This is a genomic window from Limosilactobacillus secundus, from assembly GCF_020784695.1.
Lineage (GTDB): Bacteria > Bacillota > Bacilli > Lactobacillales > Lactobacillaceae > Limosilactobacillus > Limosilactobacillus reuteri_F.
Genome location: NZ_JAJGUA010000034.1, coordinates 55,399 through 80,905 on the forward strand (window position 1 = coordinate 55,399; position 25,507 = coordinate 80,905).

Consider the following 25,507-nt stretch of genomic DNA (forward strand, 5'->3'; position numbering starts at 1 on the left):
ACTAATATTATAGTTCAGTCTATAAAAAATGCAATTATGAGCGTGATCTCTTAAATAGAAGTGAGAGGGCATGAAGGAGGCAAAATTTTTGATTTTCTTGATAAAATAAAAGCAATCCAGACATCCTAATTACAAGCATTGAAAAAAGAAAAAGTTGAGTTGATATGTGAGCAATATTTACTGACAGGTGTTTTTGATATATGGTTGAATAGATATATTGAGAATGGCACTATATTAATAATACGTTGCTAAATACTTTATGTTATTTCATGGGAAAATTTGATTTATCTAAAGAAGAGATAATCTTGTGAATAACCAGAATTTATAAAGAAAAAGTGTCAACAAAAATCACTGCTATGTGAAGTTTGTCACAACGGTTGGAACCTTGTCTAATAATTATGAGGTTCACTTCCCTAAGGGAAATTTTTTATTTATATTCACAATACGTATGCTTCTCATCTGTTATAATTGAATGGTTATTTTACATTAATCGGAGGAGTAATAATGGCCCCAATAATTTTAATTTTCTTTTTGGCTGGAGTCATCGGTTATAGATTTAAGAAGCAGGACGAAGAAACCCAACAGAAGTTACAATTAGAAAAAGATAGAGAGCGTATCAAAGCCGAAAAAGAAGCTGAGTTAGCTCAAAAAGAACAAAAAGAACTAGAAAACTTCAAACAATCTTTTGATAGTTTTATTGGTGATAAATTCGGGTTTGTTGCCATAAAAGGAGATAGAATGTATTTGGATAAAGATAGATATTTTGATAATTTGCATAGCCTTTGCTATGTAATGGATGAAACACTATCGAATAATCGTCATTTCCTTTTGATAACAGCAGATCATAAAATCCATCCTAAATTCCTGGATGGATTCAAACAAGATCAATTAAAGTATCTTCAAAGCGAATTAGAGAAGCATAAAATAAAACGATTAAATATGTGGTTCTTCTTTCCTGGGAGAAAAGAGTTTCAACCATCACTTAATGCAAACAAACTACCTCGTGGTTATCTAATGTACAAAACAAATGAACAAAGTGATTGGTTCTATTTTTCTGATGCAAAGGATAATAGTAAGTGGTACCTAACTAACATAGATTATCAGCCTAAATATGTGACTGATTATGACGTTAACACAATAATTCATACAGAAGGAAATATGAACGGGAGAGCTGGTTCGGCTATTGTTGGTGGGCTTCTGGCTGGTCCTGCGGGAGCAATGGTTGGTGCTTCGATGGGAAGAAAGATTGATGCCACTTCTACAACAACTAATACACAAATGGCAACACAAAGGGAAATACCATCTGCTGCCTTACTATTCTTTAAGGATGAGAAAAATAAGGAAATTCGATTAGATTTCATAATGAATAATTCTCAAGTACTATTTTTGAAGAAAAACTTTATGGTAAATAGAAGTGAACCAAATAAAGAGTCCTTAATCGATGAACTACGAGATTTAAAATTATTGGTTGAAGAAGGAATTTTGACAGAAGAAGAATTTATTAAGAAAAAAGCAAAAATATTAGATATATAAATTATATAACCTAGTGGTACACAACAGATCACTAGGTTATTTTTATAAATTAACATGTAGGAACACATACAATACGTAAGACTGGAGCGTACAGGGGATATGTGCAAAGTAATTATAATATTGGGCTAGTAAAGAAATTATTAAGGCGGTCTAGTAAAATAGTTACACTTAATTACCTAGGACTAGATCAAAAGATAATAGAAATATAAATTTCAGGTAAGGAGATAATAATATACAACCATGCTTAAAAGCCTCATTATTCTATTTTAATTAATTGCTATTGCATAAATGAATTTAAGTGTTGTTGCTTTTGCTCTCCTTTCAATAGAGCTATTTATTATAGGACGCGTTAACTTTATGGGAAAGAGATTCAAATTAGAATTAAAAGAAAAATCATATTATAATGTCCTTCCTAGATACGGGAATCAAATACTAAAAATATTTTCTAAATACTGAGATCTTTTATATAATTATGGTGATTTGCTAAAAAAGATTTTTAGGCAAGGTGCACGGTAACATTGTAAATTTAGATTGTTTCATCATGTATATGCAAATCCAATTGATCTTTTAATGCATGGATTTCATGCTTTTTCGATAACTGAGAGAATTATATAGTTCTGTAGAAAATCTGATTAAAGAAAATTTAGAGATAAATATCCATTTGTATATCCAAATTTTTAGTGACGAGCCTCACACGAGCTTTAACAAATTCGGCTCATTTACAATTCCTTATTGAAACTTATAAGTTGATATAAATTATTAAAATTTTTTCAAAAATAAAGTAAGATTAATATAATAGATGCAAATTCTGATTTAATTAAAAATTTGATTTTTTAAGTTCCGCTAGATGAGCTAAGAAAAAGATTAATGAATGAGATATAGGAGACACAATAAAGATAAAACTAAAACCTCTTTTTCGAAATGATTATAAAGAAGTGAGGCGATGAGTATGGATACCAATTTAAAAGATAAGCTTAACTTATTAACAAGCCTTCATCACAAAATGAATCAATATAGACCCTTATCAAAAAAACAAGTAGAGTTACTTGAAAAAGATGTCAGAATTGAGCATGTTTGGTCATCAAATGCTATTGAGGGTAGTACACTTAATCGGTACGAAACCGCATCTATTTTGAATACAGGAATGACAGTTCATGGTGCTTCATTAAAAGATACAATGGCTGCGGTAGATTTGAATGAAGCTTATGATTATATGATGGATTTAGCAAGTCAAAAGCAGCCTTTAACAACAATTACTATTAGAGATTTGAATCGTTTGGTAATGTTAAAAAATACTGATGAACGTAGCCAAGCTGGTGCTTACCGAGTAATTAACGTTTGGCCAAATGGACAAGAAGATCGTCCATATACAACACCAACTGAAATATCATTTAAAATGCAAGAATTAGTAGAATGGGCAAATAGAGTAGTTGATCAATTGCATCCAGTTCAGTATGCTGCTGATTTACATCAGAAGTTTGTTTCTATTCATCCCTTTGTTGATGGCAATGGTCGAACAGCAAGATTATTAATGAATTTTGCCTTAGCAGAAGCAGGTTACCCTGTAATTAGTATTATGCCAGATAAGAAATCACGAAATGAATACATGAATGCATTAGCCGCATCTAGGGAAACAGGTAATTTAGTGCCGTTTGAAGTCTTAGTTGCAGACTATGTTATTGCAACTTTAGAAAAACGAATAGATATACTTAGACAGAATGCAAAAAATATAGCAGAAGCACAAAAAGAAACTAGATTGGTACCGAGACAATTAAAACATCATCAATAAGTTAATCTAAATTGATATGTTGGATTATATTTAAGTAATAATTTAGAAAAACTTTGTGAATTGAATGATTTTCCCATGGGAAAAAATATTCTAGGTTTCTCGATATTTCTCATTAAATCTCGGTATTTAGTCAAAAAACATAACGTCTATAAACGTTGATGAATCAAGGAAAGGATTGATATATATGAGTTTAGACACAGCGATATTTGCCGGCGGGTGCTTTTGGTGCATGGTTATATCCAAATAATTAAAAGCCCTTGATGCTCTAGGGGAGACAAGGGCTAATCATTTTTATCATCATCTTTAGGGGGCACTGAGGGGGCAAGTTGGTTCAATTTTTCAATTAAATTGTCTTGAACTTTCTTCGTAACGTGTAAATAAACTTGCTCGGTTATCTTGCTATTTGAGTGCCCAACACGTTTCTGAATTACATATAATGGTATTCCCACCTCAGCTAATTTGCTAACGTGAGTGTGTCTAAACATATGAGTAGTAAATTTTTTATCTATTTTTTGCCTCTCTGCTACACGCTTTAAAAAGCGATTAGCAGCCGTTTCTCTCATAGGGAATCCACTTATACTATTTATGAATAAAAAGTCGTCTGCATCCTTGCCAGCCTTATTTCTCTCGTAAATTTTAACTGCTTGGTCGGGAAGGATAATAGTTCGGTTACCAGCGATGGTTTTAGCGCTATCGCTTTTTGTATACCTTTTTTCACCTTCAGGAACATCTTTTTTACGATAAATAAACATTGAGCCAGTTACTTTGGCTACATAGTTACCATCTTCAATTTGAATATTTTTGATTTGAAGAGCAGCTGCTTCACTGAAACGCATGCCGGTTAGGAACAACCACTCAAAGATGTCTTTCATATCTTGACGATTTCGTTGGTCACAATCTGTCATGATTGCCTTGTACTCATCATCAGTAAAGTATTTATTTTCGATCTTTTCACGTTTTTCTTTGGTTTCACTTCGCCAAGCAATTTCAACATTTTTAACTGGATCATCAGCAAGATAGCCATATTTGACAGCATATTTAAACATTAAAGATATATGCTTTTTAACAAGTTGAATTCCAGCGTTGCTTAAATGCTTATCTTCATTATACAAGCGCTCATCAAGATATTTATTAAGCATTTGAGTAGTTATCTTTTTAGCTAAAACATTATTACCCATGTCATTGCAAAATCGCTTTAATCCTCTTTTAGCAGAATAATAGGTTGTATATGCTACTTGTTGTTCATAAAGATTGAGAAACTTTTTAGACAAGTCTTCAAGTGTTATGTTTGATGTTGAGCTTCGTTCATCTCTTAATTTCTTGTCGATCAATTGTTGGAGGGTAAAGGTCGCTTCTTTACGAACACTAGCGTTATTTTTACTATAAGTAACAGAGACCTTGCGATATTTACCGGTTAATTCGCTACGATAACGCTCAATAAATTTATATCGGCTCTTACCGTTAACGATCCGTTTTTCTACCCACATCTATACATACCTCCTTTGTTTTCGTACATATGTTCGCTATAGTGCCTTTTTAAACCGGTCGATTTCGACCGGTTTAAATTATTTATTTAATTGTTTGGCTTGTTTCTGCTTGAACTGGTTTTTGTTTAAAACTAAAAACTGCGCCAATAACTAATACAACGATTGATGGAAGAGCGAATACAGCAGATAATCCAAAAGCAAAATTACCAACTAAACATAATACCGGGCCAACAATAGAAATCTTAGCTTTTTTTGATTTCCATATAGCTACAATGCTAAGCACTACCCCAATCCATGCCATTGCATAGAAAAATGTTGCTACGGAACCGGTATTATTATTGTCGTTAAACGCATCATCGAATGAAGTTGCAAAAATAACAAACCAGGATGCTGAGAATAAAAAACAATTAAAAATTGCTAAAATAGCATTCCAAAAGTTAATTTTTAATTTCATGAAAGATCCCCCTATTTTAAGCTGAACGTAATATTCTTGGAATCATCTAGAACGTTCACTTGCATTTTTAGCTTAGGATTTTTAGCGCCTTGCTTAATTTCGCCGGCTAAATTACCAGTTACAGATGAACCCTTATCTAACGTTCCACTGTCTAATAAATCTTCAACATCATCAGGTGAAGCATCAAAATCGGTGTTATTACCATTAACATTTAGCTTGAAGTCAAATGGATTGTAGTCATAACTCTTCCGACTCTTATTAGTAATGGTTACATTAGCAACAATATAGTGCTTTCCAGAATCGATAGAGTCATATTCTCCAGGCTCTACATATTTCACACTGTTAACTTTAAGTGAAACCCCTTTGTATGTAGCAGTCTTGCCTACTTTATATGTTTTTGATAAAGCAGAAGAACTGGCTTCGACCTTTGAAGCAGGTGAAGTAGCGACAGTAACAATACCAGTAAAGGAAATAGCAGCGACTAATACCATTCCTTTATAAATAGCTTTTTTCATAATTTGAAAAAGCCTCCTTAATATAAATTTCAGCTTTTAATGACTTCAGTATTTGGTCATAAATTCATTATTTCACATAACATTCCCAAATTTTGTCCCTTACTACATCAGAAAGGTAGTGAGGCACATGAAAAGATTGCATAAAATTAGCGCTGTTGACACATTGAAATTCAGTTCCCTGGCAATAAAAGGGAACTAATAATTCAACGGCCCCAACGTTCGCTTTATATTCAACTGATTCTTTTCCTGTAAAGCTTGCATGATAAAAGACCACATCTCCAATGTCACCGTGAATAACATGGGCAATCTCGTGCGCTAATTGAAAAATTAGTTCTTCGGGTCTATGCCAATCAAGATTCATTACTACACGTCTGTATTCATAACTGCTACCTGGAGGGGTGGTAGGCGAAAAATGTTTCCACTTAACATCAATATGATATTCTTTAGCTTTTTCTAGCAAATAATCGCAAGCTTCTTCTGTTTGTTGATATATCATTCATCATCACCACGCAATAAACGTTTCATGTATTCTAGATCTTCTGGTGGAATTTCCCTCCCTTCAAATGTAAAGACAGTATCTTTGTCTGCAAGGTCAGCAGTCTTTTTCTTTTCGGTTTCACCTAGTAGATAGTCAGCTGACACTCCTAACACTTTAGCAACTTTATTTAAAGACTGTGTACTAGGAGTTTTGTTTTTCCAATGGTAAATTGAATTAGTTCCTAAACCAGCTTTATCATTAAGTGCAGATAATGTATATCCACGCTTTTTCGCAAGTTCCTTAATACGCTCAAATGTTGTCATAGCAAGTATTCTCTTTTCTTTTTTTAAAATCAATTAGCAAAAGTGCGTAATTTATCCTTGCATATTTAGCACATGTGCGTAATAATATAGTTGTCAACAAGTTAAGCAACAGGCAAAAAAGCTAAGGATAATAACGTTTGTTGCTTTATTTTTTAACATCATATTAGCACATGTGCTAATAGTTGGCAACAAGTTGATAAACAAAATAAGAGAGGAGAAAAGCACCTATGCCAGTAGAAAATGAACTTGAAAAGGCAACAGCAGATGTTGAACGTAACATCAAAATGAAGCTTCTTGAACGTGACATGACGCAAGCCGAATTATCCCGTTTGCTAAACATTAATCGTCAACAAGTTAATCGAGCTATTAAAGGCGACAATTCACCCAAAGCAATTGAAATTCGCAAGAAGATTTACCGTGTCTTGAATATGTAGGGGGATGATCAAATGAATGAAGAGGAAAAGAAAAAGCTGAAACGAATGAACGAATCAGCTTTTGGATGGGTAACATCAATTTCTGTAAGTGCAGTAATAGCTATTTTAACAACAATTTTATTCCGTATAATACTCCGTTAGTCAAAAGACTAGTGACAAAGGCAACTCCAATAGGTAACCAAAAACTTTTAAGCATGAGTTCTTTGTTAATTTCAAATCGTTTTTCAAAATAATGTTTACCTTGCTCGGTGAGGCGAAGATGATTGTAGTGTTCAAAATGTCCGTAATCGTCTTCGTGACCAGTGCCAACAATATTAACAAGGCGTTTTTTCTCCAATTCTTTTGGATAGAAATCATCTTTAATATTTAGGGCTTCAAAACTAATGGTGTCCTGCTTTTTATTGGAGTATTTTATAAGTTTTTTCAAAATAATTCGTTCTTTACGAACAGTTTGCATAAAAAATCACCACCTTTCTAGGTGATTATAGCAAAACGAACGACAGCAACGAGGGGATGATCAAATGAAACCAATAAAACTTCAAATAAAAAAACGAATAACCAGTTATGAAACTAACGGCTATTCGTATGAATGCGATGTTTATCTTAATGGTCAAAAGCTTGGCCATGGAGTTACCGGATTAAATTTGAATATGAAAGCTGGATCTAAACCAAAGCTTACTGTTGAGCTTATACCGGATGAGATAGACGTTGACTTGCCTATCGAACTAATTACTTTGAAGAAGGCAAATGAGACAGATCATAAGTGATGTCTGCTAATCCATCATAAGTAAGTTCAGTTTCATAAATTACTGTCGGAAACTTATTTTCATTAGAGGATGAGTTAAGTATAGCAAAAGAAAGGAGCTGATTAACATGATGGCCAACGGCTGGAAAACAAAAGAAGAGATCATGGCCGATTATGGCTATTCAGACAGTACATTTAATGCGAGAATGGACGAATGCTTTAAATCTGATTATCGTGACGCAATCATCTACGACAAGTCAAAATACGGCTTAATTGATGAGAACCGTTATCAAGAATTCCTCAAATGGAGAACGAAGAAGCATTGGGACAACTTGCTAGGACGTAATCGAAGGAGGTGAGGGGATGTTAGGACTAGCAATGCCCTGGGTGGTAATTATTGTAATTTTTCTTGCTTGTACTGTTTGCCATGTTATTAGAGGCGATCAATTACTAAAAGAAAAATACCGCAAGAAACACTAGGAGGTGAAGATCATGGAAGATGGCACTAAACGTCTTTGTACTCTAATGACTGAATATGATTTTCCAATTGAATATATTCAAGACGTGCTTTATCGCTTAGGATGGCATTTTCTCAGTGGGGGACGACCTACTGATGATTATGTCTGGGAACAGGTTCGTTACTTTGAGAATTTGATTAAGTACGGCAAAGTATCAAAGAAGGAGGTGATCAAATGACAAAGATTGTTAACTCTAGGATCGTAGCGATGCTAATGGGTGCTTGGATTGCCTATTGCGCAGGGATTAATGAATATGATGGAGCAGTAGTACTGCTGTTCCTTTATTCATTAATGCTCTGGGATTGCAATAAAAAAGCCACCGGTGATAGGAGCACCGATGGCAAATAAAAAATCTTTGGGAAGAAGATTTTATAAGGAGATTATACCATATGCCAGATAATGACACAGCAGAAAAAGTTGAGAGCTTAGCCAATGATGTAATTGGCCAAGCCATTTTTATTAGCAATTTATGCGATAAGTTTAAGCACGTTGAGTCTCATAGCCATCAAATGAAGATAGCCCAGGATATTGGCTATCACATTAGCCGGCTAAGTGAGTATCAAGACTTTGAAAAACAAGTCAATGAGTTTTACCAAAACAATTAGGGGGATTAATAATGGCACAACGCAGAATGTTTAGTCAAAAGGTAACAGAGACAGATAAATTCCTAGATATGGGGATGACGGCTCAGTCACTTTATTTCCATTTGGGAATGAATGCTGACGATGATGGATTTGTGGGTAATCCTAAGTCAATTAAACGCATGATTGGCGCTAGTGAGGACGATCTTAAAGCATTAGTTGAAAAAGATTACTTGATTGTCTTTGATGATGGTGTGGTTGTTATTAAGGATTGGTTAGTATCTAACTATGTAAAAAAAGATCGTTATACTCCAACAATCTACACAGATGATCGAAAATTAATTGGTCTTGATAAGAATAAACGGTACCAATTTGTATCCGACTTGGAGACAGAACGGAACCAAGTTGGAACCGAAATGGAACCAAAACGGATCCAAAGTGGAGACAAGGTGGAACCAGAATGTATCCAAAATGGTTCCAAAAATAACAGTAATTTTTTTGAAGAAAATCCCCAACTTCAACGGGGACAAGGAATTAGTACCATGGAACCAAATTGGAACCAGAATGGAACCGAAATGGATCCACAGGTTAGGTTAGGTAAGGATAGAGTTAAGTTAAGTAAGAGTAAAGATAATTTAAATACTACTACTAGTACTACTCTTAATTCATATTATAAAAAGCTCGCATCCCCAAAATCACAAAACGAATTAAAAGCGTTCGTGAATGAACTTGGTGGCGACGTGGTAGCATTTGCGATTGATTCGATGTCTGACAATGCTGATCGACCATCTTTTGCATACCTGCGTACAATTCTTAATCGTTATAAGCAGCAGGGACTTACTAGTCTCGAAGCCGTTCAACATGACGATGATGTTCATAATGGCAGGGTAGTGGCACCAGTAGGCAATAAGCCTCTTATTCCAGTTTATAAATTAGGCGAATAAATATTGAGCGAGGAGAAATAAGAAAATGGAAACATCAGAATTTAGAAACAAAATGGCTGAATTTGGCTTGAATTTGAAACAAAGTAAGATTGAAAACGCACTGATGGTAATGATTGACTATTACGAAGTAGCAAGAGTAAGTCAAACAAGAGTAGGCCGGTTTCAGATGTATGGCCGTCCTAAATTATCTAAGTCGGTTCAAAAAAGGATTGCTAAGGTTGTGATGGAGTATTCCTTAACCGAATTAGATGAACGGGATAAGCCAATGTATTGCCTAGAAGTTGGTGGCAACTATGCAACATCCCCACGTTACCTAAAAGAGGTCCCTGGAGTTAATACTCAATACCAAGGTGTAAATATTAACTTTTCAGTCACACAGGAACGTTCAGAAGCTAAGGCATTCACCTATGATGAGACAATTGATGTAATGGGTAAATTGCCATTTATTAAGCTTCAACGCCGTGCATTGTAAGGTAAAGCTAATGGACAAACAAGATTATTTTAATCTCGGATTTCAAACATGTGTACTTTCGGGGATGCTCTTTGTTTTGCTATTTGGAGAAGTAACCCTTTGGCCGATGAAAAAGCCACTACATGAACATCTTCTTCTTTATCCAATCGCTCTGATGTTCGTAATCTTGGGATTAGTGCATATTATCCAACAGATGTAGGAAGTGATGAGATGAATAAGCATGGAGAAACCATTGTTCTAAAAGTTAATAAAGATAAATGCCTAGCTGGCTTCTATGCGCTAGGGTTTGAGCCTAAAGAGATTATGGGAGTTCTATACCAAGCAATTACCGTGTTATGTAAAGAGCAGGGAGTAGACCCAGCGTTGCAATTGATGAACTTAACGGTGGCAGCAGAGAAGCGCAATGAAAGAGAGGAGGAAGAGAATGATGGAACTATTTAATTGGTTAAATCAGTCCCTAGAAATACGATTTAAAATTTTTCAAAAATTAGTTAAGCAAGGATGGAAAATTGAGTTAGAGCAAATTGACCAGATTGACAACGGCTATTGGTGGAACGAAAAAGTAACTGGTTTACCAATACCAAGTCAAATAATTAATCGATTTGGCGATGTTCCTTTAGTAACATGGTCAACTTATGTCTATCCACCCAAAGCAGAAGATTGGATTGAAGAATTGAATGCCAGCTTTGATTCGCCTATGCAGGCGTACGAATGGCTCGCACCACGATTGGAGAAATATGCTAATGAAAATTAGAGTATGGATTCAATCACCCAACAATGCGTCCTTTAATGAAGATGAAATTATCGAAGTCCCTGATAATATTTCTGATGATGATTTAGAAGAGACAGCACGAGAAACAGCATTTGATCACATTGATTGGGGATATGAAAGGGTGGACAGCGAATGAAACAACGATTAGCAAGAGAAACAGGCAGACTGACTAGCCATCAAGTCGTTTCTGAGTTTGCCAACCTCATCAGAAAATCGGACGAGTTGACGCAGAGACTTAATTTCTACCTTGACTTGCTAGGTGAAGATGAGGTTGCTCGTGGGATTACTTCAATGTACCAAGAGTTTGAACATCCAACGTTCCACAATTTAGAGACAACCTTGCCTGGCAATCGAGACCAAAAGAGGTGAGAATGCGAATGAAAATTCTTGATGTGTGCTGCGGCTCTCGCATGTTCTGGTACGACAAGCAAGAACCACATACAACCTACATGGATATTCGTAAAGCTGTCTATACAGCGATGGATCGTGGTACTGAGCGAAAGGTTGAAATTAATCCAGATATTCAAGCTGATTGGAAGAATATTCCATTTGATGATGAAACATTCGATTTGATTGTATTTGACCCGCCACACTTGGTCCGAGCTGGCAAAACTTCATGGTTAGCAAAGAAATACGGAACCATTGATTTAATGGGGTGGCCAAACGAATTCCATAAGGCTTTTAAGGAAATAATGCGAATACTTAAACCAACTGGAACAATGATTTTTAAGTGGAATGAAGATCAAATACCAATCAAAGAAGTTTTTAAAGCGTTTGGTCAGCAACCAATTCTAGGGGATATGAAAAGTAAGACGAAATGGAGTGTGTTTATTAAAAATGAGTGAAATTAAAACGTACAGCCAAGAAGAGTCCCATGAAATGCTCGATAACAATATTAATGATTTTAAGAGCGTTTACGGTTTCAAAATTGAAAAGGATAAGATTGTTCCTCCGTTGATTAAGTTTGATAAATGCGTCTACGAACGGTTAGAAGCATTTAATTCAGAAGAAGCTGCCGACTTAGGATGGACTATTTATGGGGTGTTCCAACTAATCATGGGCGAATGTGATAAAGAAGACTATGACGCTAACCCAATTGGTGACAAAGCTATGTTCGAGCCGTCTGAGGAGTTTAAGCATTGGTTAGATATGCATTATATGTGGGGACCACTCATGATTATGCAGGCAGTTTTATACGGTAACTATAAATTGAAGAAGGATAAAGCTAATGAAATTAACTGAAATGCAAAAGGATTGCCTGTACTGTCACGAGGCCACACAAGAAGAATTAGAAGATCTGGGCGGTGACAGAATACTTAAAATTCTCAAAGAAAAAGCTGGGTATAGTGATGAAGAGTTGGCTGACACTCTCCTAGCATGGCCTTTTTATGACGACTGGGAAGATGGATCACAGGTTTATTGTTTAACTGGTATGAAGGGCAGTGCAATGTGCTATTTGATGTCGTTTGATTTCGATGAGGAAACTTATTCAGGACATGTGATTTGTTATTGCCCTATATGTGGGCGGTCACTAAATGAGGAGGAAGACTAATGAAAGAATACTTATTTAGCTTTGCTAGGCCGAATGGTTCAATTGCATATTATCGTATTTCAGCTACTGACAATAGAGATGTAATAGATAGCGTTAGAAGAGTGCTTAGATTGCTAGAAGAATATTGGAGGAATAACAATGCACATTTACGAAGTTATAATGCTTAACCCAGAATACGATGGCGAAGATCATTTCGTTATAGCTCAAAGCAAACAACGTGCTAAGAACATTGTGCTTGATTATTACGAACAAGAGCAAGACGGCTATATGTCGCCAGTTACAGATCATGATTTAGCTATTAATGGGCCAGTTGAACCAGAAGATTATGCAGAGGAGATGTTATTGAACTAATGCTACACAAATACAGAAAGATAGTTCCAATTGAAGCTGAACAGTTCGATGGGTCAACTAAGCAGATAGCTAGGTACAAGGTGCATATTGTTGGACCAACATCATGGGGTGACGCTTCTTATTTCTTACTTCCGACAAAAGAAGGGAATATGAAGCTTAATACTGGCGATTATATCGCTACTGGCGTGGATGGCGAGCATTGGGCTATCAACCAGGACACATTTGAACGGACTTACGAGAGGGTGGATTGATGCTAACAACACAAGCAAGATTAGCAATGCGCAATAATCAACCTGTTAGGCTAGTCGGCGACTTGTACCACATTATCGATTAAAAGCGTTAAATTGCGTTAAAAAGCGTAAAAAAGACGCTCTACTGCGAGAGCGCCTCTTAGATATTATTCAAACAAAATAATTATATCATAGGGGAGCGAAATATCGTGGGGTTAGTTCCAGATCTAAATGAAAAGGCAACTATAAAAAATGTGCGTAACTTCTTTATCAAAGAAGAACAATATCCGAAAATCTGTCGTAATGCTTGGATGGATGGAATTAAAGCACAGGCTGGGGATGTTACTGGTATTCGGGGTTCAAGAAAAGGAAACGGCTCTGAAAAAATGATGATTTATTATGGTGAATGTGCCAGAGCAAAGCGAGCTGTTGAGAAAGCAATTAGCGCTTGTAGCCTTGGAAGTCAAGATATTCTTACTTGGCACTACGTCAAGCAGTTAACGGTTGCTGAAACAAAGTTACACATCAATCACCACTTGGGCCATACATCCTATAGTGAGGCTGATAAAATTGCTCGTTTAGAATTTGCTGAGGCATGTGATCGGATTTCAATGGAAATGAACTGTAATTTAGAGATTCTCCCCTTATTTCTTAAGTTTAATAACGATGATGATGAAAAAGCGGGAACAAAACAGGAACAAAACGGGAACAAATTAGGACTAAAATAGGAACGTTTCGGGAACAAAATAGGAACATTGGGGATGTATTATTGTATTGTCGAAAAAATAACGACAACCCCACGGAAAATAAATTGTTTTGGTACGTATACTCACATGTGTACCGCAACTTGGCTTGTTAAAAGTCGTGTGAAAAGCAAGAAGACGAGTTTCTCGCAAGCTGGCAGATGGTGGCAGGGACCATAATTCACATAGAGAACCTACTTATGGAAACGGTAGACTTCTCAGTAAATAGCTATTTATATTTAAGACTAGTGCTTATCTACTTACCAGTGATAAATTTAACAATGAAGTACTTTTGCGATGGATGTACGTATGAATCTTCTCAAAAAACTAAGAAATATTCCAAGTACTAGTCTTTTATGCGGATACTGGTGGCTGATGGGAGGCAATAGCCCATCAGTGGAGGTTCAAATCCTTCTATCTGCATTTCAAGGCTCAATACGGTAGCAACTATCAACGAAAATAAGCCTTGAGGTAAAGTCTCCATATATTGGGGACTTTTTTATTAACCAATGTTTAAAATGCTCTAACAGCTTTTCTAAGCCATTTAAATATAATTTAAGCCACTTACACTAATATGGAGTGAAAGTGGCTTAAAAAGGCTGATTTTGCAAATAAAAGCGAATTTGAATACAATGTTACGCTTTTAAATGGTATACTAAATGACGTTGGTTATACCTCTTACTGTGCAGACGTTTATTGTTACGACTTCACCAGCACAGGAGGGGATGCAAAAATGCAGACGCTTGTAAATTTTGAGAGTGCCTCTAGCTTTGAGAAAGGCAAAACATATGTAGGTATGAGATTCCTACCAAAGATTTTGGAAAATTTGAAAGATTATCCAAAGTCTGTGCAGATTAAGGTAATTCATTTACTTTACTTTGCACTTTTCACAAGTATGGTTGCAACCGTAGCGACTGTGGCATGTGCCATTGTTCTACGACGTTAACCTTTAAAAATAAAAAAGCCTTGCAATAGCAAGACACACACAGAATGCACAGCAATGTAAAACCAACAAATAGTGGGAAAGCAATTACGTAAAGCCGAAAACGTGATTGCTTTTTTTCTGTACAAGAGTATAGTAAGGTATTTCAATAGAAATGTCAAGAAATGTTCCACAAGTTAAAAATGCTGTTATATCAATAATTATAAGCGTTTCACAGTAGCGCTTGGCAGTAAAAAATCTATCATAAACACTTACATATCAATGGATTTGGTCAGCTTAATAGCTGGCTTTTTTGTTTGAAAAAATAAAAATTCTGAAAAGTTTCGTTAATGGTATTTATTTTGCTTTAATACATAAGCATCCCCGTAAAACTATTTGGGGTCGGCTAAGCAACAAAAAATGGGAATCACCTCCCAAGTAAATTGTGAGGAGGTGATTCCCATGAATTCACTAAACTTTACTTTACTAATCTTATTACTTATTTTAATTGAGGTCAAGAAGTAAGCCGACCCCAAGGAGGCGCTTGCCTCTTACGAGTCAAGCGCCTCTACTGCAACGGAGACCAAGAATGAAAGGTGGTGTGGTGATATGCCATGACAAAGCAAGAGAAGGCTGAGAAAGACTACTTAGCCGGAATGAAATATAAAGATATAGCTGCTAAGTATGAAGTATCAATTAATACTGTTAAATCGTGGAAAAAGCGCAATGGTTGGTCAAGAGGAGCACCCAAAGCCACTAAAAGGGTGCACCCTAAACAGAAAAGTGTGCACACAAAAGAAAAAGTTGCACCCTCTTTACCGGTTCCTGATTTACCTGATAGTGATGAATTAAATGACCGGCAGAAAGCTTTCTGCTTGTACTATTTGCAACGGTACAACGCCACCTGGGCTTATCAGCAAGCCTATGGTGGCAATTACACCACAGCTCATACTAATGGACCTCGTTTGCTTGCTAATGCTTGCATTAAGAAATATCTTTCTGCACTCAAAAAGCAACAATCAAAAGACTTGTATGTAACTGCTAACGACATATTAAAAGGCTATTTGCAACAAGCAACTAGTGATATTGCTGATGTATTGTCATTTAGAACTGTAAAACATTTAGAATTTTCCAAAATCCGGGACAAAAAGGGACCATATGAAGACGCTGGTGGGCGTTTTCGTTATGTACCTAAAATTGACCCGGAAACAGGTAAACAAGCCTTCTATTATGAAAACGTCATAGAACTAAAAGATAGCAGCATGATTGATACATCGAACATCAAAAGTATCCGGATTGACAAAGGCGAGCCTGTTATTGAAATGTATGATAAACAGAAAGCTATGCAGGTATTGCTTGATAGGCTGAATGTAAGTGAGAATGCAAATGATGGCTTAATGATTAAGTTTTTGCCATTGAAGAAAGGTGAAGAGAATGCAAACGATAGTAGTTGATCCTAACACAATGATATGTCCTCACTTTGCTAATATTTTGTATTCCTCATCCCTTAATAAAGTTTTTAAAGGCGGTCGTGGTTCTACTAAATCATCTGTAATTAGTCTGCAGCTAGTAATGGACTTCTTAAAAGATGAATATGCTAATGTATTAATTATGCGTAAGGTTGCTAATACTATTGAGCTATCCGTTTATGAGCAAATTAAATGGGCTATTTATATGCTGCATGTGGATAGCCTTTTTGAATTCAAAAAATCTCCATATCGAATCGTTGATAAACGTAACGGAACGGCTTTTTATTTTAGCGGGGTTGATGATCCGCAGAAATTAAAGTCAATGATGATCGCTAAGGGTTATGTTCGCTATTTATGGTTTGAAGAATTAGCAGAATTTGACTCCTGGCAAGAAGTTGATACTGTCCGTGCATCATTTACCCGTAAGCAACTACCACCAGGCGCTCATGTTGTAACGTATTACAGTTACAATCCGCCTAAAAACCCCTACGAATGGATTAATGAGTGGGTTACACAACGAGAGGGGATGTCGAACTGGTACGTTGATCATTCAACTTATGAGGACGTTACGCTTCCCAACATCTTGTCACAAGATTATATTGACGAAATTAACACGGTAAAAAGCAATGACTTTGATTATTACCGTTGGATGTACTTAGGCGAAGTTGTGGGACTAGGAACCAATGTTTATAACATGGATAACTTCCAAGCGATTGATAAGCTCCCAGAAGATGATTACATAACGAACTTGTATTATTCAGTCGATACAGGTCATGAGGTTTCAGCAACTACTTGTGGTGCTTATGGATTGACTAAAAAGGGTGATGTCATCCTTTTAGATACGTATTACTATAGTCCGCAAGGGAAAACGCATAAGAAGCCGCCTAGTGAGCTGTCACGGGACTTAAAAGCCTTTATTGATAAAGTTACCGATTGGATTGGAAAACAGCCTACACGTATGACTATTGACTCTGCAGAAGGTGCTCTTGATAATCAGTTCTATAACGACTTTGGGACCCATTGGCACAAAGTAAATAAGCTGAAAAAGGTAAATATGATTGACCGGGTGCAGGATTTATTAGCACAAGGTCGCTTTTATTACCTGAAACGTAACGAGAATGATATTTTTATTGCTGAACATCGCAAATATCAATGGGACGAGAAAACGTTGCAAAGTGATGACGTAAAAGTTATTAAAGAGGATGATCATACATGCGATATGTTTCAGTATTTTGTCCGTGATAATGAACGGGCGCTAGGCTTAAAGTGGTAAGGAAGTGAAGATGTGAGTTTCTTATCGACAATACGTAATTTCTTGACGAAAGGAGGCGTTAAGCTGGGGATGATTAAAAGTTTAAACCAGATCACGGATGATGACCGAGTAGCAATCAAACAGACAGAGTATAACCGTATTCAGCTTGCTAAAAAGTATTATCGGGATGATTTACCATTAGTGCATTATCGAAACAGCTATGGGGTAAAGCGTCACCGTAAAATGAATACGCTAAATGTTACAAAATTGGCTTCAAAGCGTTTAGCATCCATTATCTTTAATGAGCAATGTGAATTGTCATTAGATGATCCTCAATTGAATAAACTTTTAGCAGGGATTATAGATGCTAACCATTTTAATTTACAATTTGAGCAGCATCTTGAGACTGGAATTGCGTTAGGTGGTTTAGCAGCTCGACCATATGTTGATGATCAAGATAATATCCGTATTGCCTGGGCTAACGCTACTCAGTTCTACCCATTACGCACTAATACAGATAACATTAGTGAATGTGTGTTCGCTAGTCGCTCTACTCGAGTGGAGAATAAACAAACTGTTTATTACACTTTGTTAGAGTTTCATCAATGGAACGGGTCAGAAACATATATCATTACTAACGAATTATACCGATCCACAGATAGTGAAGTCGTAGGTAATCAAGTATCCCTTAATCGCATTTATCCGGGGATGCAGGAAACTATCACATTTCATGATGTTATTAAAAAGCCGCTATTTGCCTATTTCCGAACTCCAGGAGCAAATAATAGAGACCTTGATAGTCCGTTGGGGATGGGAATTGTTGATAATTCAAAAAATGTTATTGATGCAATTAATCGGACGCATGACGAGTTTGTTCACGAAATAAGAATGGGTAAGCGCCGGATTGCTGTGCCGGCAGAACTGTTACGCCCTGGGACAGTTTATGGCCATAATACAGCAGATGAATCACATCCCCTTAGATTCGATCCTGATATGGATGTTTACGAAGCTTTCTATGGGGATGAGTCTATGACTATTACTGATTTAACTAGTGATATTAGGACAGCATCGTATAAAGAGGCCATTGATTACTTCTTACGTGAATTTGAAGAACAGACAGGATTCAGTGCCGGCACATTTTCTTTTGATGGCCAAAGTGTGAAAACGGCGACAGAAGTAGTTAGTGAGAACTCAACTACTTATCAAACCAGATCAAGTTATCTAACCCAAGTAGAGTTATTTCTTAATCAATTAGTTACTGCAATTCTTGAAGTAGCAAGTACACCTGAATTTTTTAGTGATAATAAAGCTCGTTGCCAGTTTGACGCTGACAATGAGCTTAAATTGTCTGTTCACTTTGATGATGGGGTATTTATTGATAAGGATAAACAGAAAGCTGATGAATTAGCTCTTGTTAGTGCTGGAATCATGCCTAAGAAACAGTACCTTATTCGCAACTTTGGACTTAGTGAAGATGAGGCCTCACAGTGGGTACAAGAGTCTTTGGAGGAGCAACCAGAGTATAGTTCAAACGCCCAAGAAGAAACGTATGGTCCTGATGGTGAAGATACGGGAGCTGAATAGTTATGACTGCACGTGATAACTTTGCACAAGATGGTCAAAAACTGATTGACTTGTACTCACAATTACAAAGTCAAATCTTTACTGTGATTATCGACATAATAAAAAGCGGTGATTATAAGCATGTTAACAAAGATGATGTAGTAACATGGCAAGTTAAGCAACTACAAAAGTTGGGGATGCTTAATCGTAAAGCTGTAAGTCTAGTTGCTCATGCTGATGGAATTAGCAAACAGGCAATCACTGATCTAATTAAGTTTCATGGCTTGAAAATTATTGATGAAATTGATGATCAATTGAAAGATTTTACAGATGAGGATAAACCAGTCTCAAAAGAAACAATGAATGTTTTGAACGCTTTAATTGACCAAACTTGGACTGATTTAAGTAATAATGTCAATGAATCCTTGGTTACTCGTAATTATGGCACATCAGCCGTTACACGAGCGTATAGGAAAATATTAACCGAATCTACGTTAAATACATTGTCAGGCACTATGACACATGACAAGGCAGTTAAGCAGGCTATTTACCACATTGTTGATCGTGGCTTGCCTACCAGACTTGTCGATAAGGGTGGCCATAACTGGTCGATTGATGGTTATACGAAGCTGGTAGTTAATACTACTGTCAATCGAACATATAATGCCTTGCGATTACAACGGATGAAAGATTATGATTTGCATTTAGCCTTAATGAGTAGTCACCCTAATAGTCGGCCGGCGTGTGCTTGGATTCAAGGCCACGTTGTTAATATTGTGCCGCCCGGAAGTCCAAATTATAACAATAAGTACGATAGCATTTACAATCACGGTTATGGGACACCTGGAGGAACTCAAGGAATTAACTGCAGTCATATCTTATTTCCGTATCGTCCAGGAGTTAACACGAACCATCAGCCACAGTATGATCCGAAAGAAGCAATTGCTAACGGAAAACTTGTTCAGCAACAGCGAGCAAAAGAACGCTCAATCAGGGATGCCAAACGGCGATTAGAGGCCGCTAAGCAATTAGATGATGAAGAACAAGTAAATCATGCTAAAACGCTCATACGGGCACGACAGGCAAAATTACGGCAGTTTATTAAATCAACTAACGAAGATAAAGGGAAAGAAATACTTGTGCGTGATTATGATAGAGAACAGATAAGGACGTGATGTTGATGGAAGAACATATTGAAACTTTTGATGGCGAACCTGTAGCGGACCTAGTAAGTCCTCATGTTCAAAATATTAATATCGATTCTTCAGCTGGTAGCATGGTTAAATTGCACTTAGACCTTTCATTACCACCGTTAAACCGGATTGATGATATAAAAATCATCCCCGAATTACTAAAAAAGATTGAAAGTATTGAACTTGAACGACCTAAGTAAGTCGTAAAACTGCTTTTTTAGTTTGCAATCAATTCTCGCAGTTCGTATCTGCGTCAACAATTAACGTAAAGGAGCGATCGCAATGAAGCGTGAAGAATTAAAGGAACATGGCCTTAGTGAAGAGCAAATCAATTTTGTAATGGCCCAAAATGGTAAAGATGTTAATGCCTTAAACGATAAAATCAGTGGTTTAACTAGTGAACGAGATGGCTTGCAAAAGCAAATTGATGATCGTGATGAGCAATTAACCACATTGAAAAAGTCGGCTAAGGATAATGAAGAACTTCAAGGCCAAATTAAGCAGTTACAAGATGAAAATAAAACGGCTAAGCAGAACTATCAAGATCAATTAGCAAAGCAAAATAAGAGCTTCAAAATTGAAGGTGCATTACGTGATGCAAAGGCTAAGAACATTAAGACCGTGCTTCCATTGATCGACACGGAAAAAGTGAGTGTAAACGATGACGGTTCATTGAATGGATTATCAGAACAATTAGACGCAGTAAAGAAGGATAACAGCTTCTTATTTGAAGCTGATCAGCCTAAGCCAAACGTTACATTGAGTAATAAGTTTAGCAATAGCGACAATAATAATTCTGGAGATGGGCTTGTTGACCGAATCGCTCAGCGAATGCAAGAAGCTAATGAATAAAGAAAGAAGGATATTAAATGATTGCTTTAGATCAAAAGGATTTAACTGCTATTGATGAAGAATTTGCTGCCGATTCCCAAATCTGGCAACCTTTAACCGGTGGCGCTAAGTCAATTACTGCTGCTGATTTTACTGGTGTACATACTGTACGGGTAAACAAGCTTTCAGGCTTTGCCGAAGCAGAAGAATATAAGCGAAATGGTGACAATGAACGTCATAACGTTAGTGTTGATAAAGAGTCATTTGAACTAAGCCAAGAAGATTGGATTGGTTATGACCTTGACCAACTTGATATGTCTGAAAACGGTGCTTACCAAGTTGCAAACGTTGTACGTGAACACCAACGCTTAATTACTGTTCCTCATCGTGATAAGTTTGCAGCGCAAAAGATTTATGACACTGCTAAAAACGGCGGCAAACTCGTTACCGACACAATTACCAGTGATAATGCGCTTGACGCTTACGATGATCTTGAACAATATATGATCGATAATGAGATTCCGGGTGGATATGTTATTTTCGCTTCCTCCGCTTACTATCGTGCATTGAAGAACGCAAAGGGCGTTACTAAGAACTTCTCTACTAACACTCAGCAAATCAATGGTATTGATCGCCGTGTTGGTCAATTAGATGGTGGTGTGCCAATTCTTACTTGTGCCAAGAGTCGGATTTCTGGCTTAACAATTACTGATACTGTCAACTTTATGGCAGTACCACTCTATGCACTGGCACCAATTGTTAAATACGATACAGTGGACGTTTTAGACGCTTCAACTGACCGTTCAGGCTATCGGACAACCATTAAGGGCTTGTCATACTACGATATTTTAGTATTCGATAATGCCAAGAAGTCTATCTATGTTGCTGCTAGTCCATCCTCTTCAACAGCAAGTAATGATCCTAAGCCAGACCCAAAAGCTTAGCCCCGCAAACTAATCAAAGCGGGGAATTTAACCCCACTGGGGATGTGAAACCAACAGAGACACAAACGGTAGATCAGATTAAGGCTTACCTTGACGCTCATGGAATTAAGTATCAAACCACAATGACTAAACCGGACCTTTTAGCGCTAGTAAATGGTGGTGGTAATTAATGAAGTATGAAGCACATTTAACGTTTGCTGATTACACCGATCTAGGTTTTAGTGATATTACTAATGCTGAGGGATTTGAGAAGATCGAACACCAAGCGCAACGAGCAGTGGATGGGATAATTGACTACTTCTATCAGGATCATTCAATTGAGGATGATCCAAACTTAAAGCGAGTTGATGCTTATAAAACGGCTATCTGTGAGCAGATTGATTTTATTAATCAGACAGGAATTACTGCTTCATATGCTAACGGGGATGATTTTACTAGCATTTCTATTGGCCGGCTATCATTACAGCCAAGTAATCATGTTGTTAGTGATGGAATGATTCACGGTGTTTGCAAAGAGGCTTACCGCTTATTGGCACACTATGGATTGCTATATCGTGGCCGAGGGAGTGATGATTATGCTTCCACGCATTCCTAAACGTCTATGTAATCAATCTATTGTTTTGCATATTGCAAGCGGTGAAGAGGACGATTACGGCAAACAAAAAACGGTTGATATGCCAGTCAATAACGTACTGGTACAACCGCAAACAATTTATTCGGGTTCAAATAATAGCCGGACAATCACAGCAAATGCGATTGTCTTTTTATTTGCGCAAATTTCGGATCCGTTGCCACAGATTACACCAGATTGGATAGGAAACCACCTTACTTTTGAAAACCGGGACTACACAATTACAAATATTGTGGATAACCGAGAGCCTTATAGTAACAAGGTGTACTCCTATGAGTTGGAGGTGCTTTAATGAGTGTTCAAGTATTTCTTAAGGGAAAAAGCTTGGCTCAAATGTTTAACGATGATGCATTTGGTAAAGCAACAGAAGACCTAGCTAATCAAATGATGGATGATATGGACCAATTTGTTCCGTATAGTGGCAAATATCATCCCCACATGGCAAATACGGTTCATTTAGACGGAAATAAGCGAACAATTGTTTATAATGCTCCATATGCTAAAGCGCAGTTTTATGGAATGGTAAATGGCCATCCAGTAACTAATTACACGACAGCAATTCATGAACAAGCTACAAAACGATGGGACTTAAAAGCTCAATCAATATATGGGGATGATTGGCACAGAATAGTTGCTAACTCCTTCAAGGGTAAGCACGTCCCTACGTTTATACCGCATGGACCAAATGAAGGTGACCCAGATGGATCTAAAGGAAAGGATTAAAGACCAGATCAACTCCCTAGAATTACCCGTAAAGCTCTATTTGGGTTATATTGACGGCAAGCATAGTCCTGAACTACGCCTGCAAGCATTACCTAATTCCCGTGTGATTGAGGAAGATTACGGTGGAAATAAGACTGAGCAGTTCTTTATGGAAATTGCAATGCGTGGTGATGATGAGGGGATGATTAACCAGGTACTATGGCAGATTGCTGATGTGCTTGGTAACAATGATTATGGAGTCGTGTCTAAGGACGGCTCTTTTATTTTTAATAAATTGGATATTGTGTCATTTCCGCAACCGACAATGGCTGATACAAGTGGAGAAGTGACGTATGTTCTTGATTTTAAAGTAACGGTAGACACATTTAACGAGAAAGGATGATTTAAATGGCTGATGAAGTCACAAATGGTGGCGTATTACCACAAGCACAAGGACCAAGTTCCGTATCAGGAGAAGAAACAGCACCGACTACTATTGGCAAATTTTTACTTAACTGGCAAAACAAAATTGAAATTGCGATTGATGGGTTGCAAAATGCTGATGATATTACTAAAGCAAATTGGGCACGTTTAGCTGCGGGAATTAATAACTTAACGCCTGCTGAGAATGATACTACTGCTAATGATGAATATTATGATGGCGAAGGTTTTGGTACATCAGATGTAACATCTAAACGTTATCAATTTACTGTAGCCGGCCACCGTGTATATGGCGATAAGGCACAAGATTACATTGCCTCTAAAATGTTAGAAATTGGTGATAACTTAAAGACTTTAATGCGGGTAACGTTTGCAGATGGCTCGCAGGTTTACGGAGTTGTGACCTTAACTAATATTGTTCCTGCTGGTGGGCAACCAGGAGCTAAGCAAACATTTAGTTTTGTAGCAGTATTTAATGGTAAACCTAAGTTTGTACCGGCAACTAAGTAAAAATTAAATAACAGAGACGAGTGATATGAGACGATAGGAGGAATAATACATAATGACTGCAATCAACGTAAACTTGGATGAAAAATTTAATTTTAGCCTTACACGTAATGTAACTATTGGTAAGAAAACCTATAATTTAACCTTTAATGATGAAATGTATAAAAAAACTGCTGATTTGCAAATTGCTGAGGTCAGCTTGTTAGACGAACTTAATAAACAAAGAAAAGACTTTGAGGAAAACATGAATGTGGATCAACGAAAGAAGTTTATGCATGAAGCGTTTAATAAAGCTTTGAATAATCTCTTTGATTCATTAGATAGTATTTTGGGCAAAGGCGAAGGAAAAAGACTTTATGACTTCTATGGTAAATCTACCTATGTTCTTGGGGCTGTAGCAAATGAATTAGTGAAGTTAAATGATCAACTTAATAGCGATCAAAAAACTAATTTAAAAAATAAAAAGAAAGCCATTAAAAATTACTATGCTAAAAAGAAGCGTAAATAATCATGCTTTCATTAACTAAACCATTAGGGGATGAATTAGTTTATAGGTCTAAAAGCTATAAAGTGAATTTATCTTTTGATGTTGTATTAAGCTTTTATGAAATGCTGGATGATGAAAGATTATCAGATGCAGATAAGGTAATGACTGCATTTGAAATGTTCTTGGGCTGCGAACCAAATGATGCCGATTTTACAATTAATGCTTTCAAACAAATTGGTAAGTATATATCTATGAAGCCTTACGGAAATGATGTTGAAGATGCTAAAGAAGTTATTCGAGATCCTCGACGCTTATATTCATTTCAACAGGATGCAGAGGCTATTTATTCAAGCTTCTATGAGCAATACGGAATAGATCTAATTGACGTTCAAGGACAATTACATTGGGATAAATTTAAAGCACTTTTTCAAGGATTAGGGCCAAATACTTATTTGCAAAGAATAATTGATATTCGGACACGCGATCCTAAAGATTATCAAGGAGAAGCTTTAGCAAAATTAACCGAAGCAAAGCAATATTACGAACTTGATATTAATAAAACTCAGAAAGCTAAAGAAGCTCAATTTGCTAATTTAGCGCAAACGTTGAGAAGTTGGGCTACGTCTTAACGAAAGGAGGGAAAA

At 36.7% G+C, this 25,507-nt stretch carries 42 protein-coding genes and 1 pseudogene; 37 read left to right on the forward strand and 6 right to left on the reverse strand.

What is annotated here, in order from left to right; genetic code table 11:
* Positions 1–504: 504 nt before the first annotated feature.
* From LMB57_RS05655 to LMB57_RS05665, 3 genes and pseudogenes are all read left to right on the forward strand, one after another.
* Positions 505–1,533 (forward strand): SHOCT domain-containing protein, encoded by a 1,029-nt coding sequence (locus LMB57_RS05655; protein WP_229272252.1) that lies wholly within the window; start codon positions 505–507, stop codon positions 1,531–1,533.
* A 53-nt stretch (positions 1,534–1,586) separates the two neighbouring features.
* A pseudogene (locus tag LMB57_RS05660) lies at positions 1,587–1,742 on the forward strand (site-specific integrase); the annotation flags it as partial.
* 740 nt (positions 1,743–2,482) lie between these two features.
* Positions 2,483–3,322: a Fic family protein gene (locus tag LMB57_RS05665; protein ID WP_229272251.1), complete on the forward strand. Its 840-nt coding sequence runs from the start codon at positions 2,483–2,485 to the stop codon at positions 3,320–3,322.
* A 281-nt stretch (positions 3,323–3,603) separates the two neighbouring features.
* Here LMB57_RS05665 and LMB57_RS05670 read toward each other — a convergent pair whose 3' ends face one another.
* The 5 genes from LMB57_RS05670 to LMB57_RS05690 form a co-directional block, all read right to left on the reverse strand.
* Entirely contained in the window at positions 3,604–4,809 is a 1,206-nt protein-coding gene (locus LMB57_RS05670; protein ID WP_229278085.1) for a tyrosine-type recombinase/integrase, read from the reverse strand.
* Positions 4,810–4,891: 82 nt separating this feature from the next.
* Positions 4,892–5,263: a transporter gene (locus tag LMB57_RS05675; protein WP_142499135.1), complete on the reverse strand. Its 372-nt coding sequence runs from the start codon at positions 5,261–5,263 to the stop codon at positions 4,892–4,894.
* Positions 5,264–5,274: 11 nt separating this feature from the next.
* Positions 5,275–5,778, reverse strand: coding sequence for a DUF4352 domain-containing protein (locus LMB57_RS05680; RefSeq protein ID WP_229278086.1), 504 nt, complete (start codon positions 5,776–5,778; stop codon positions 5,275–5,277).
* A 67-nt stretch (positions 5,779–5,845) separates the two neighbouring features.
* On the reverse strand, positions 5,846–6,274 hold the full coding sequence (locus LMB57_RS05685) for an ImmA/IrrE family metallo-endopeptidase (protein ID WP_229278087.1): 429 nt from the start codon (positions 6,272–6,274) through the stop codon (positions 5,846–5,848).
* Positions 6,271–6,579: a helix-turn-helix domain-containing protein gene (locus LMB57_RS05690; RefSeq protein ID WP_229278088.1), complete on the reverse strand. Its 309-nt coding sequence runs from the start codon at positions 6,577–6,579 to the stop codon at positions 6,271–6,273. The genes LMB57_RS05685 and LMB57_RS05690 overlap by 4 nt, the downstream gene beginning before the upstream one ends.
* Before the next feature lie 227 nt (positions 6,580–6,806).
* Between LMB57_RS05690 and LMB57_RS05695 the strand changes: the two genes are divergently transcribed.
* Complete coding sequence (locus LMB57_RS05695; protein WP_003670942.1) at positions 6,807–7,013, forward strand: helix-turn-helix domain-containing protein; 207 nt, start codon at positions 6,807–6,809, stop codon at positions 7,011–7,013.
* 100 nt (positions 7,014–7,113) lie between these two features.
* Here LMB57_RS05695 and LMB57_RS05700 read toward each other — a convergent pair whose 3' ends face one another.
* A complete protein-coding gene (locus LMB57_RS05700; RefSeq protein ID WP_229273289.1) occupies positions 7,114–7,470 on the reverse strand; it encodes a hypothetical protein in 357 nt (118 codons plus the stop codon).
* A 64-nt stretch (positions 7,471–7,534) separates the two neighbouring features.
* On the opposite strand from LMB57_RS05700, the gene LMB57_RS05705 reads away from it, so the two are divergent.
* From LMB57_RS05705 to LMB57_RS05865, 33 genes are all read left to right on the forward strand, one after another.
* Complete coding sequence (locus LMB57_RS05705; RefSeq protein ID WP_229278089.1) at positions 7,535–7,780, forward strand: hypothetical protein; 246 nt, start codon at positions 7,535–7,537, stop codon at positions 7,778–7,780.
* A 106-nt stretch (positions 7,781–7,886) separates the two neighbouring features.
* Positions 7,887–8,117: a hypothetical protein gene (locus LMB57_RS05710; protein ID WP_229278090.1), complete on the forward strand. Its 231-nt coding sequence runs from the start codon at positions 7,887–7,889 to the stop codon at positions 8,115–8,117.
* A 133-nt stretch (positions 8,118–8,250) separates the two neighbouring features.
* Positions 8,251–8,454, forward strand: a complete 204-nt coding sequence (locus tag LMB57_RS05715) for a DUF6877 family protein (RefSeq protein WP_229278091.1) — start codon at positions 8,251–8,253, stop codon at positions 8,452–8,454.
* A complete protein-coding gene (locus tag LMB57_RS05720; protein ID WP_168240534.1) occupies positions 8,451–8,624 on the forward strand; it encodes a hypothetical protein in 174 nt (57 codons plus the stop codon). Before LMB57_RS05715 ends, LMB57_RS05720 begins: the two co-directional genes overlap by 4 nt.
* Positions 8,625–8,665: 41 nt before the next feature.
* Entirely contained in the window at positions 8,666–8,881 is a 216-nt protein-coding gene (locus tag LMB57_RS05725) for a hypothetical protein (RefSeq protein ID WP_229278092.1), read from the forward strand.
* Between the two features lie 11 nt (positions 8,882–8,892).
* A complete protein-coding gene (locus tag LMB57_RS05730; RefSeq protein ID WP_229278093.1) occupies positions 8,893–9,801 on the forward strand; it encodes a DnaD domain protein in 909 nt (302 codons plus the stop codon).
* Positions 9,802–9,826: 25 nt separating this feature from the next.
* On the forward strand, positions 9,827–10,273 hold the full coding sequence (locus LMB57_RS05735) for a hypothetical protein (RefSeq protein WP_229278094.1): 447 nt from the start codon (positions 9,827–9,829) through the stop codon (positions 10,271–10,273).
* A gap of 210 nt (positions 10,274–10,483) precedes the next feature.
* Positions 10,484–10,714 carry a hypothetical protein gene (locus LMB57_RS05740; protein WP_229278095.1) on the forward strand — a complete coding sequence of 77 codons (231 nt, stop codon included), beginning with the start codon at positions 10,484–10,486 and terminating at the stop codon, positions 10,712–10,714.
* On the forward strand, positions 10,698–11,027 hold the full coding sequence (locus LMB57_RS05745) for a hypothetical protein (RefSeq protein WP_229278096.1): 330 nt from the start codon (positions 10,698–10,700) through the stop codon (positions 11,025–11,027). The genes LMB57_RS05740 and LMB57_RS05745 overlap by 17 nt, the downstream gene beginning before the upstream one ends.
* A complete protein-coding gene (locus LMB57_RS05750; RefSeq protein WP_229278097.1) occupies positions 11,017–11,181 on the forward strand; it encodes a DUF7167 family protein in 165 nt (54 codons plus the stop codon). Before LMB57_RS05745 ends, LMB57_RS05750 begins: the two co-directional genes overlap by 11 nt.
* Positions 11,178–11,414, forward strand: coding sequence for a hypothetical protein (locus tag LMB57_RS05755; protein ID WP_229278098.1), 237 nt, complete (start codon positions 11,178–11,180; stop codon positions 11,412–11,414). Before LMB57_RS05750 ends, LMB57_RS05755 begins: the two co-directional genes overlap by 4 nt.
* Positions 11,415–11,422: 8 nt before the next feature.
* Positions 11,423–11,890, forward strand: coding sequence for a class I SAM-dependent methyltransferase (locus LMB57_RS05760; protein WP_229278137.1), 468 nt, complete (start codon positions 11,423–11,425; stop codon positions 11,888–11,890).
* Positions 11,883–12,287 (forward strand): hypothetical protein, encoded by a 405-nt coding sequence (locus tag LMB57_RS05765; protein WP_229278099.1) that lies wholly within the window; start codon positions 11,883–11,885, stop codon positions 12,285–12,287. Before LMB57_RS05760 ends, LMB57_RS05765 begins: the two co-directional genes overlap by 8 nt.
* Positions 12,274–12,597 carry a hypothetical protein gene (locus LMB57_RS05770; RefSeq protein ID WP_229278100.1) on the forward strand — a complete coding sequence of 108 codons (324 nt, stop codon included), beginning with the start codon at positions 12,274–12,276 and terminating at the stop codon, positions 12,595–12,597. The genes LMB57_RS05765 and LMB57_RS05770 overlap by 14 nt, the downstream gene beginning before the upstream one ends.
* Entirely contained in the window at positions 12,597–12,764 is a 168-nt protein-coding gene (locus tag LMB57_RS05775) for a hypothetical protein (RefSeq protein ID WP_229278101.1), read from the forward strand. Before LMB57_RS05770 ends, LMB57_RS05775 begins: the two co-directional genes overlap by 1 nt.
* Positions 12,736–12,948: a hypothetical protein gene (locus LMB57_RS05780; protein WP_229278102.1), complete on the forward strand. Its 213-nt coding sequence runs from the start codon at positions 12,736–12,738 to the stop codon at positions 12,946–12,948. The genes LMB57_RS05775 and LMB57_RS05780 overlap by 29 nt, the downstream gene beginning before the upstream one ends.
* A 439-nt stretch (positions 12,949–13,387) precedes the next feature.
* Positions 13,388–13,906 (forward strand): ArpU family phage packaging/lysis transcriptional regulator, encoded by a 519-nt coding sequence (locus LMB57_RS05790; protein WP_229278104.1) that lies wholly within the window; start codon positions 13,388–13,390, stop codon positions 13,904–13,906.
* 748 nt (positions 13,907–14,654) lie between these two features.
* Positions 14,655–14,867: a hypothetical protein gene (locus LMB57_RS05795; protein ID WP_168240802.1), complete on the forward strand. Its 213-nt coding sequence runs from the start codon at positions 14,655–14,657 to the stop codon at positions 14,865–14,867.
* Between the two features lie 590 nt (positions 14,868–15,457).
* Entirely contained in the window at positions 15,458–16,297 is an 840-nt protein-coding gene (locus tag LMB57_RS05800) for a terminase small subunit (protein WP_229278105.1), read from the forward strand.
* Positions 16,278–17,585, forward strand: coding sequence for a PBSX family phage terminase large subunit (locus LMB57_RS05805; protein WP_229278106.1), 1,308 nt, complete (start codon positions 16,278–16,280; stop codon positions 17,583–17,585). The genes LMB57_RS05800 and LMB57_RS05805 overlap by 20 nt, the downstream gene beginning before the upstream one ends.
* A 69-nt stretch (positions 17,586–17,654) precedes the next feature.
* Entirely contained in the window at positions 17,655–19,148 is a 1,494-nt protein-coding gene (locus LMB57_RS05810; protein ID WP_229278107.1) for a phage portal protein, read from the forward strand.
* A 2-nt stretch (positions 19,149–19,150) separates the two neighbouring features.
* Positions 19,151–20,302: a phage minor capsid protein gene (locus tag LMB57_RS05815; RefSeq protein WP_229278108.1), complete on the forward strand. Its 1,152-nt coding sequence runs from the start codon at positions 19,151–19,153 to the stop codon at positions 20,300–20,302.
* Between the two features lie 5 nt (positions 20,303–20,307).
* The gene (locus LMB57_RS05820; RefSeq protein ID WP_229278109.1) at positions 20,308–20,520 is read left to right on the forward strand and encodes a hypothetical protein; all 213 of its coding nucleotides are present in this window, start codon (positions 20,308–20,310) and stop codon (positions 20,518–20,520) included.
* Positions 20,521–20,602: 82 nt separating this feature from the next.
* Positions 20,603–21,172, forward strand: coding sequence for a phage scaffolding protein (locus tag LMB57_RS05825; RefSeq protein WP_229278110.1), 570 nt, complete (start codon positions 20,603–20,605; stop codon positions 21,170–21,172).
* 17 nt (positions 21,173–21,189) lie between these two features.
* Positions 21,190–22,095: a capsid protein gene (locus tag LMB57_RS05830; RefSeq protein ID WP_229278111.1), complete on the forward strand. Its 906-nt coding sequence runs from the start codon at positions 21,190–21,192 to the stop codon at positions 22,093–22,095.
* A 44-nt stretch (positions 22,096–22,139) separates the two neighbouring features.
* Complete coding sequence (locus LMB57_RS09805; protein WP_267493879.1) at positions 22,140–22,265, forward strand: hypothetical protein; 126 nt, start codon at positions 22,140–22,142, stop codon at positions 22,263–22,265.
* Positions 22,265–22,690 carry a head-tail connector protein gene (locus LMB57_RS05835; protein WP_229278112.1) on the forward strand — a complete coding sequence of 142 codons (426 nt, stop codon included), beginning with the start codon at positions 22,265–22,267 and terminating at the stop codon, positions 22,688–22,690. The genes LMB57_RS09805 and LMB57_RS05835 overlap by 1 nt, the downstream gene beginning before the upstream one ends.
* A complete protein-coding gene (locus LMB57_RS05840; protein WP_229278113.1) occupies positions 22,671–23,018 on the forward strand; it encodes a putative minor capsid protein in 348 nt (115 codons plus the stop codon). The genes LMB57_RS05835 and LMB57_RS05840 overlap by 20 nt, the downstream gene beginning before the upstream one ends.
* Positions 23,018–23,449 carry a minor capsid protein gene (locus LMB57_RS05845; RefSeq protein ID WP_229278114.1) on the forward strand — a complete coding sequence of 144 codons (432 nt, stop codon included), beginning with the start codon at positions 23,018–23,020 and terminating at the stop codon, positions 23,447–23,449. Before LMB57_RS05840 ends, LMB57_RS05845 begins: the two co-directional genes overlap by 1 nt.
* Positions 23,427–23,831 (forward strand): capsid protein, encoded by a 405-nt coding sequence (locus tag LMB57_RS05850; protein WP_181388825.1) that lies wholly within the window; start codon positions 23,427–23,429, stop codon positions 23,829–23,831. Before LMB57_RS05845 ends, LMB57_RS05850 begins: the two co-directional genes overlap by 23 nt.
* Before the next feature lie 5 nt (positions 23,832–23,836).
* On the forward strand, positions 23,837–24,379 hold the full coding sequence (locus tag LMB57_RS05855) for a phage tail tube protein (RefSeq protein ID WP_229278115.1): 543 nt from the start codon (positions 23,837–23,839) through the stop codon (positions 24,377–24,379).
* A 52-nt stretch (positions 24,380–24,431) separates the two neighbouring features.
* Positions 24,432–24,884, forward strand: coding sequence for a hypothetical protein (locus LMB57_RS05860; protein ID WP_229278116.1), 453 nt, complete (start codon positions 24,432–24,434; stop codon positions 24,882–24,884).
* Between the two features lie 2 nt (positions 24,885–24,886).
* Complete coding sequence (locus tag LMB57_RS05865; RefSeq protein WP_229278117.1) at positions 24,887–25,492, forward strand: Gp15 family bacteriophage protein; 606 nt, start codon at positions 24,887–24,889, stop codon at positions 25,490–25,492.
* Positions 25,493–25,507: the final 15 nt, after the last annotated feature.

Excerpts from the sequence above, each read along its gene's own strand:
- LMB57_RS05680 (WP_229278086.1), bottom strand. The coding sequence starts at position 5,778 with ATGAAAAAAGCTATTTATAAAGGAATGGTATTAGTCGCTGCTATTTCC.
- LMB57_RS05755 (WP_229278098.1), top strand. The coding sequence starts at position 11,178 with ATGAAACAACGATTAGCAAGAGAAACAGGCAGACTGACTAGCCATCAA.
- LMB57_RS05865 (WP_229278117.1), top strand. The coding sequence starts at position 24,887 with ATGCTTTCATTAACTAAACCATTAGGGGATGAATTAGTTTATAGGTCT.
- LMB57_RS05840 (WP_229278113.1), top strand. The coding sequence starts at position 22,671 with ATGCTTCCACGCATTCCTAAACGTCTATGTAATCAATCTATTGTTTTG.
- LMB57_RS05845 (WP_229278114.1), top strand. The coding sequence starts at position 23,018 with ATGAGTGTTCAAGTATTTCTTAAGGGAAAAAGCTTGGCTCAAATGTTT.
- LMB57_RS05850 (WP_181388825.1), top strand. The coding sequence starts at position 23,427 with ATGGATCTAAAGGAAAGGATTAAAGACCAGATCAACTCCCTAGAATTA.
- LMB57_RS05800 (WP_229278105.1), top strand. The coding sequence starts at position 15,458 with ATGACAAAGCAAGAGAAGGCTGAGAAAGACTACTTAGCCGGAATGAAA.
- LMB57_RS05775 (WP_229278101.1), top strand. The coding sequence starts at position 12,597 with ATGAAAGAATACTTATTTAGCTTTGCTAGGCCGAATGGTTCAATTGCA.
- LMB57_RS05720 (WP_168240534.1), top strand. The coding sequence starts at position 8,451 with ATGACAAAGATTGTTAACTCTAGGATCGTAGCGATGCTAATGGGTGCT.
- LMB57_RS05760 (WP_229278137.1), top strand. The coding sequence starts at position 11,423 with ATGAAAATTCTTGATGTGTGCTGCGGCTCTCGCATGTTCTGGTACGAC.
- LMB57_RS05735 (WP_229278094.1), top strand. The coding sequence starts at position 9,827 with ATGGAAACATCAGAATTTAGAAACAAAATGGCTGAATTTGGCTTGAAT.
- LMB57_RS05795 (WP_168240802.1), top strand. The coding sequence starts at position 14,655 with ATGCAGACGCTTGTAAATTTTGAGAGTGCCTCTAGCTTTGAGAAAGGC.
- LMB57_RS05820 (WP_229278109.1), top strand. The coding sequence starts at position 20,308 with ATGGAAGAACATATTGAAACTTTTGATGGCGAACCTGTAGCGGACCTA.
- LMB57_RS05695 (WP_003670942.1), top strand. The coding sequence starts at position 6,807 with ATGCCAGTAGAAAATGAACTTGAAAAGGCAACAGCAGATGTTGAACGT.
- LMB57_RS05675 (WP_142499135.1), bottom strand. The coding sequence starts at position 5,263 with ATGAAATTAAAAATTAACTTTTGGAATGCTATTTTAGCAATTTTTAAT.
- LMB57_RS05710 (WP_229278090.1), top strand. The coding sequence starts at position 7,887 with ATGATGGCCAACGGCTGGAAAACAAAAGAAGAGATCATGGCCGATTAT.
- LMB57_RS05670 (WP_229278085.1), bottom strand. The coding sequence starts at position 4,809 with ATGTGGGTAGAAAAACGGATCGTTAACGGTAAGAGCCGATATAAATTT.
- LMB57_RS05805 (WP_229278106.1), top strand. The coding sequence starts at position 16,278 with ATGCAAACGATAGTAGTTGATCCTAACACAATGATATGTCCTCACTTT.
- LMB57_RS05665 (WP_229272251.1), top strand. The coding sequence starts at position 2,483 with ATGGATACCAATTTAAAAGATAAGCTTAACTTATTAACAAGCCTTCAT.
- LMB57_RS05690 (WP_229278088.1), bottom strand. The coding sequence starts at position 6,579 with ATGACAACATTTGAGCGTATTAAGGAACTTGCGAAAAAGCGTGGATAT.
- LMB57_RS05655 (WP_229272252.1), top strand. The coding sequence starts at position 505 with ATGGCCCCAATAATTTTAATTTTCTTTTTGGCTGGAGTCATCGGTTAT.
- LMB57_RS05815 (WP_229278108.1), top strand. The coding sequence starts at position 19,151 with ATGACTGCACGTGATAACTTTGCACAAGATGGTCAAAAACTGATTGAC.
- LMB57_RS05825 (WP_229278110.1), top strand. The coding sequence starts at position 20,603 with ATGAAGCGTGAAGAATTAAAGGAACATGGCCTTAGTGAAGAGCAAATC.
- LMB57_RS05810 (WP_229278107.1), top strand. The coding sequence starts at position 17,655 with ATGATTAAAAGTTTAAACCAGATCACGGATGATGACCGAGTAGCAATC.
- LMB57_RS05830 (WP_229278111.1), top strand. The coding sequence starts at position 21,190 with ATGATTGCTTTAGATCAAAAGGATTTAACTGCTATTGATGAAGAATTT.
- LMB57_RS05740 (WP_229278095.1), top strand. The coding sequence starts at position 10,484 with ATGAATAAGCATGGAGAAACCATTGTTCTAAAAGTTAATAAAGATAAA.
- LMB57_RS05750 (WP_229278097.1), top strand. The coding sequence starts at position 11,017 with ATGAAAATTAGAGTATGGATTCAATCACCCAACAATGCGTCCTTTAAT.
- LMB57_RS05745 (WP_229278096.1), top strand. The coding sequence starts at position 10,698 with ATGATGGAACTATTTAATTGGTTAAATCAGTCCCTAGAAATACGATTT.
- LMB57_RS05780 (WP_229278102.1), top strand. The coding sequence starts at position 12,736 with ATGCACATTTACGAAGTTATAATGCTTAACCCAGAATACGATGGCGAA.
- LMB57_RS05715 (WP_229278091.1), top strand. The coding sequence starts at position 8,251 with ATGGAAGATGGCACTAAACGTCTTTGTACTCTAATGACTGAATATGAT.
- LMB57_RS05860 (WP_229278116.1), top strand. The coding sequence starts at position 24,432 with ATGACTGCAATCAACGTAAACTTGGATGAAAAATTTAATTTTAGCCTT.
- LMB57_RS05705 (WP_229278089.1), top strand. The coding sequence starts at position 7,535 with ATGAAACCAATAAAACTTCAAATAAAAAAACGAATAACCAGTTATGAA.
- LMB57_RS05685 (WP_229278087.1), bottom strand. The coding sequence starts at position 6,274 with ATGATATATCAACAAACAGAAGAAGCTTGCGATTATTTGCTAGAAAAA.
- LMB57_RS05835 (WP_229278112.1), top strand. The coding sequence starts at position 22,265 with ATGAAGTATGAAGCACATTTAACGTTTGCTGATTACACCGATCTAGGT.
- LMB57_RS05730 (WP_229278093.1), top strand. The coding sequence starts at position 8,893 with ATGGCACAACGCAGAATGTTTAGTCAAAAGGTAACAGAGACAGATAAA.
- LMB57_RS05855 (WP_229278115.1), top strand. The coding sequence starts at position 23,837 with ATGGCTGATGAAGTCACAAATGGTGGCGTATTACCACAAGCACAAGGA.
- LMB57_RS05765 (WP_229278099.1), top strand. The coding sequence starts at position 11,883 with ATGAGTGAAATTAAAACGTACAGCCAAGAAGAGTCCCATGAAATGCTC.
- LMB57_RS05700 (WP_229273289.1), bottom strand. The coding sequence starts at position 7,470 with ATGCAAACTGTTCGTAAAGAACGAATTATTTTGAAAAAACTTATAAAA.
- LMB57_RS05770 (WP_229278100.1), top strand. The coding sequence starts at position 12,274 with ATGAAATTAACTGAAATGCAAAAGGATTGCCTGTACTGTCACGAGGCC.
- LMB57_RS05725 (WP_229278092.1), top strand. The coding sequence starts at position 8,666 with ATGCCAGATAATGACACAGCAGAAAAAGTTGAGAGCTTAGCCAATGAT.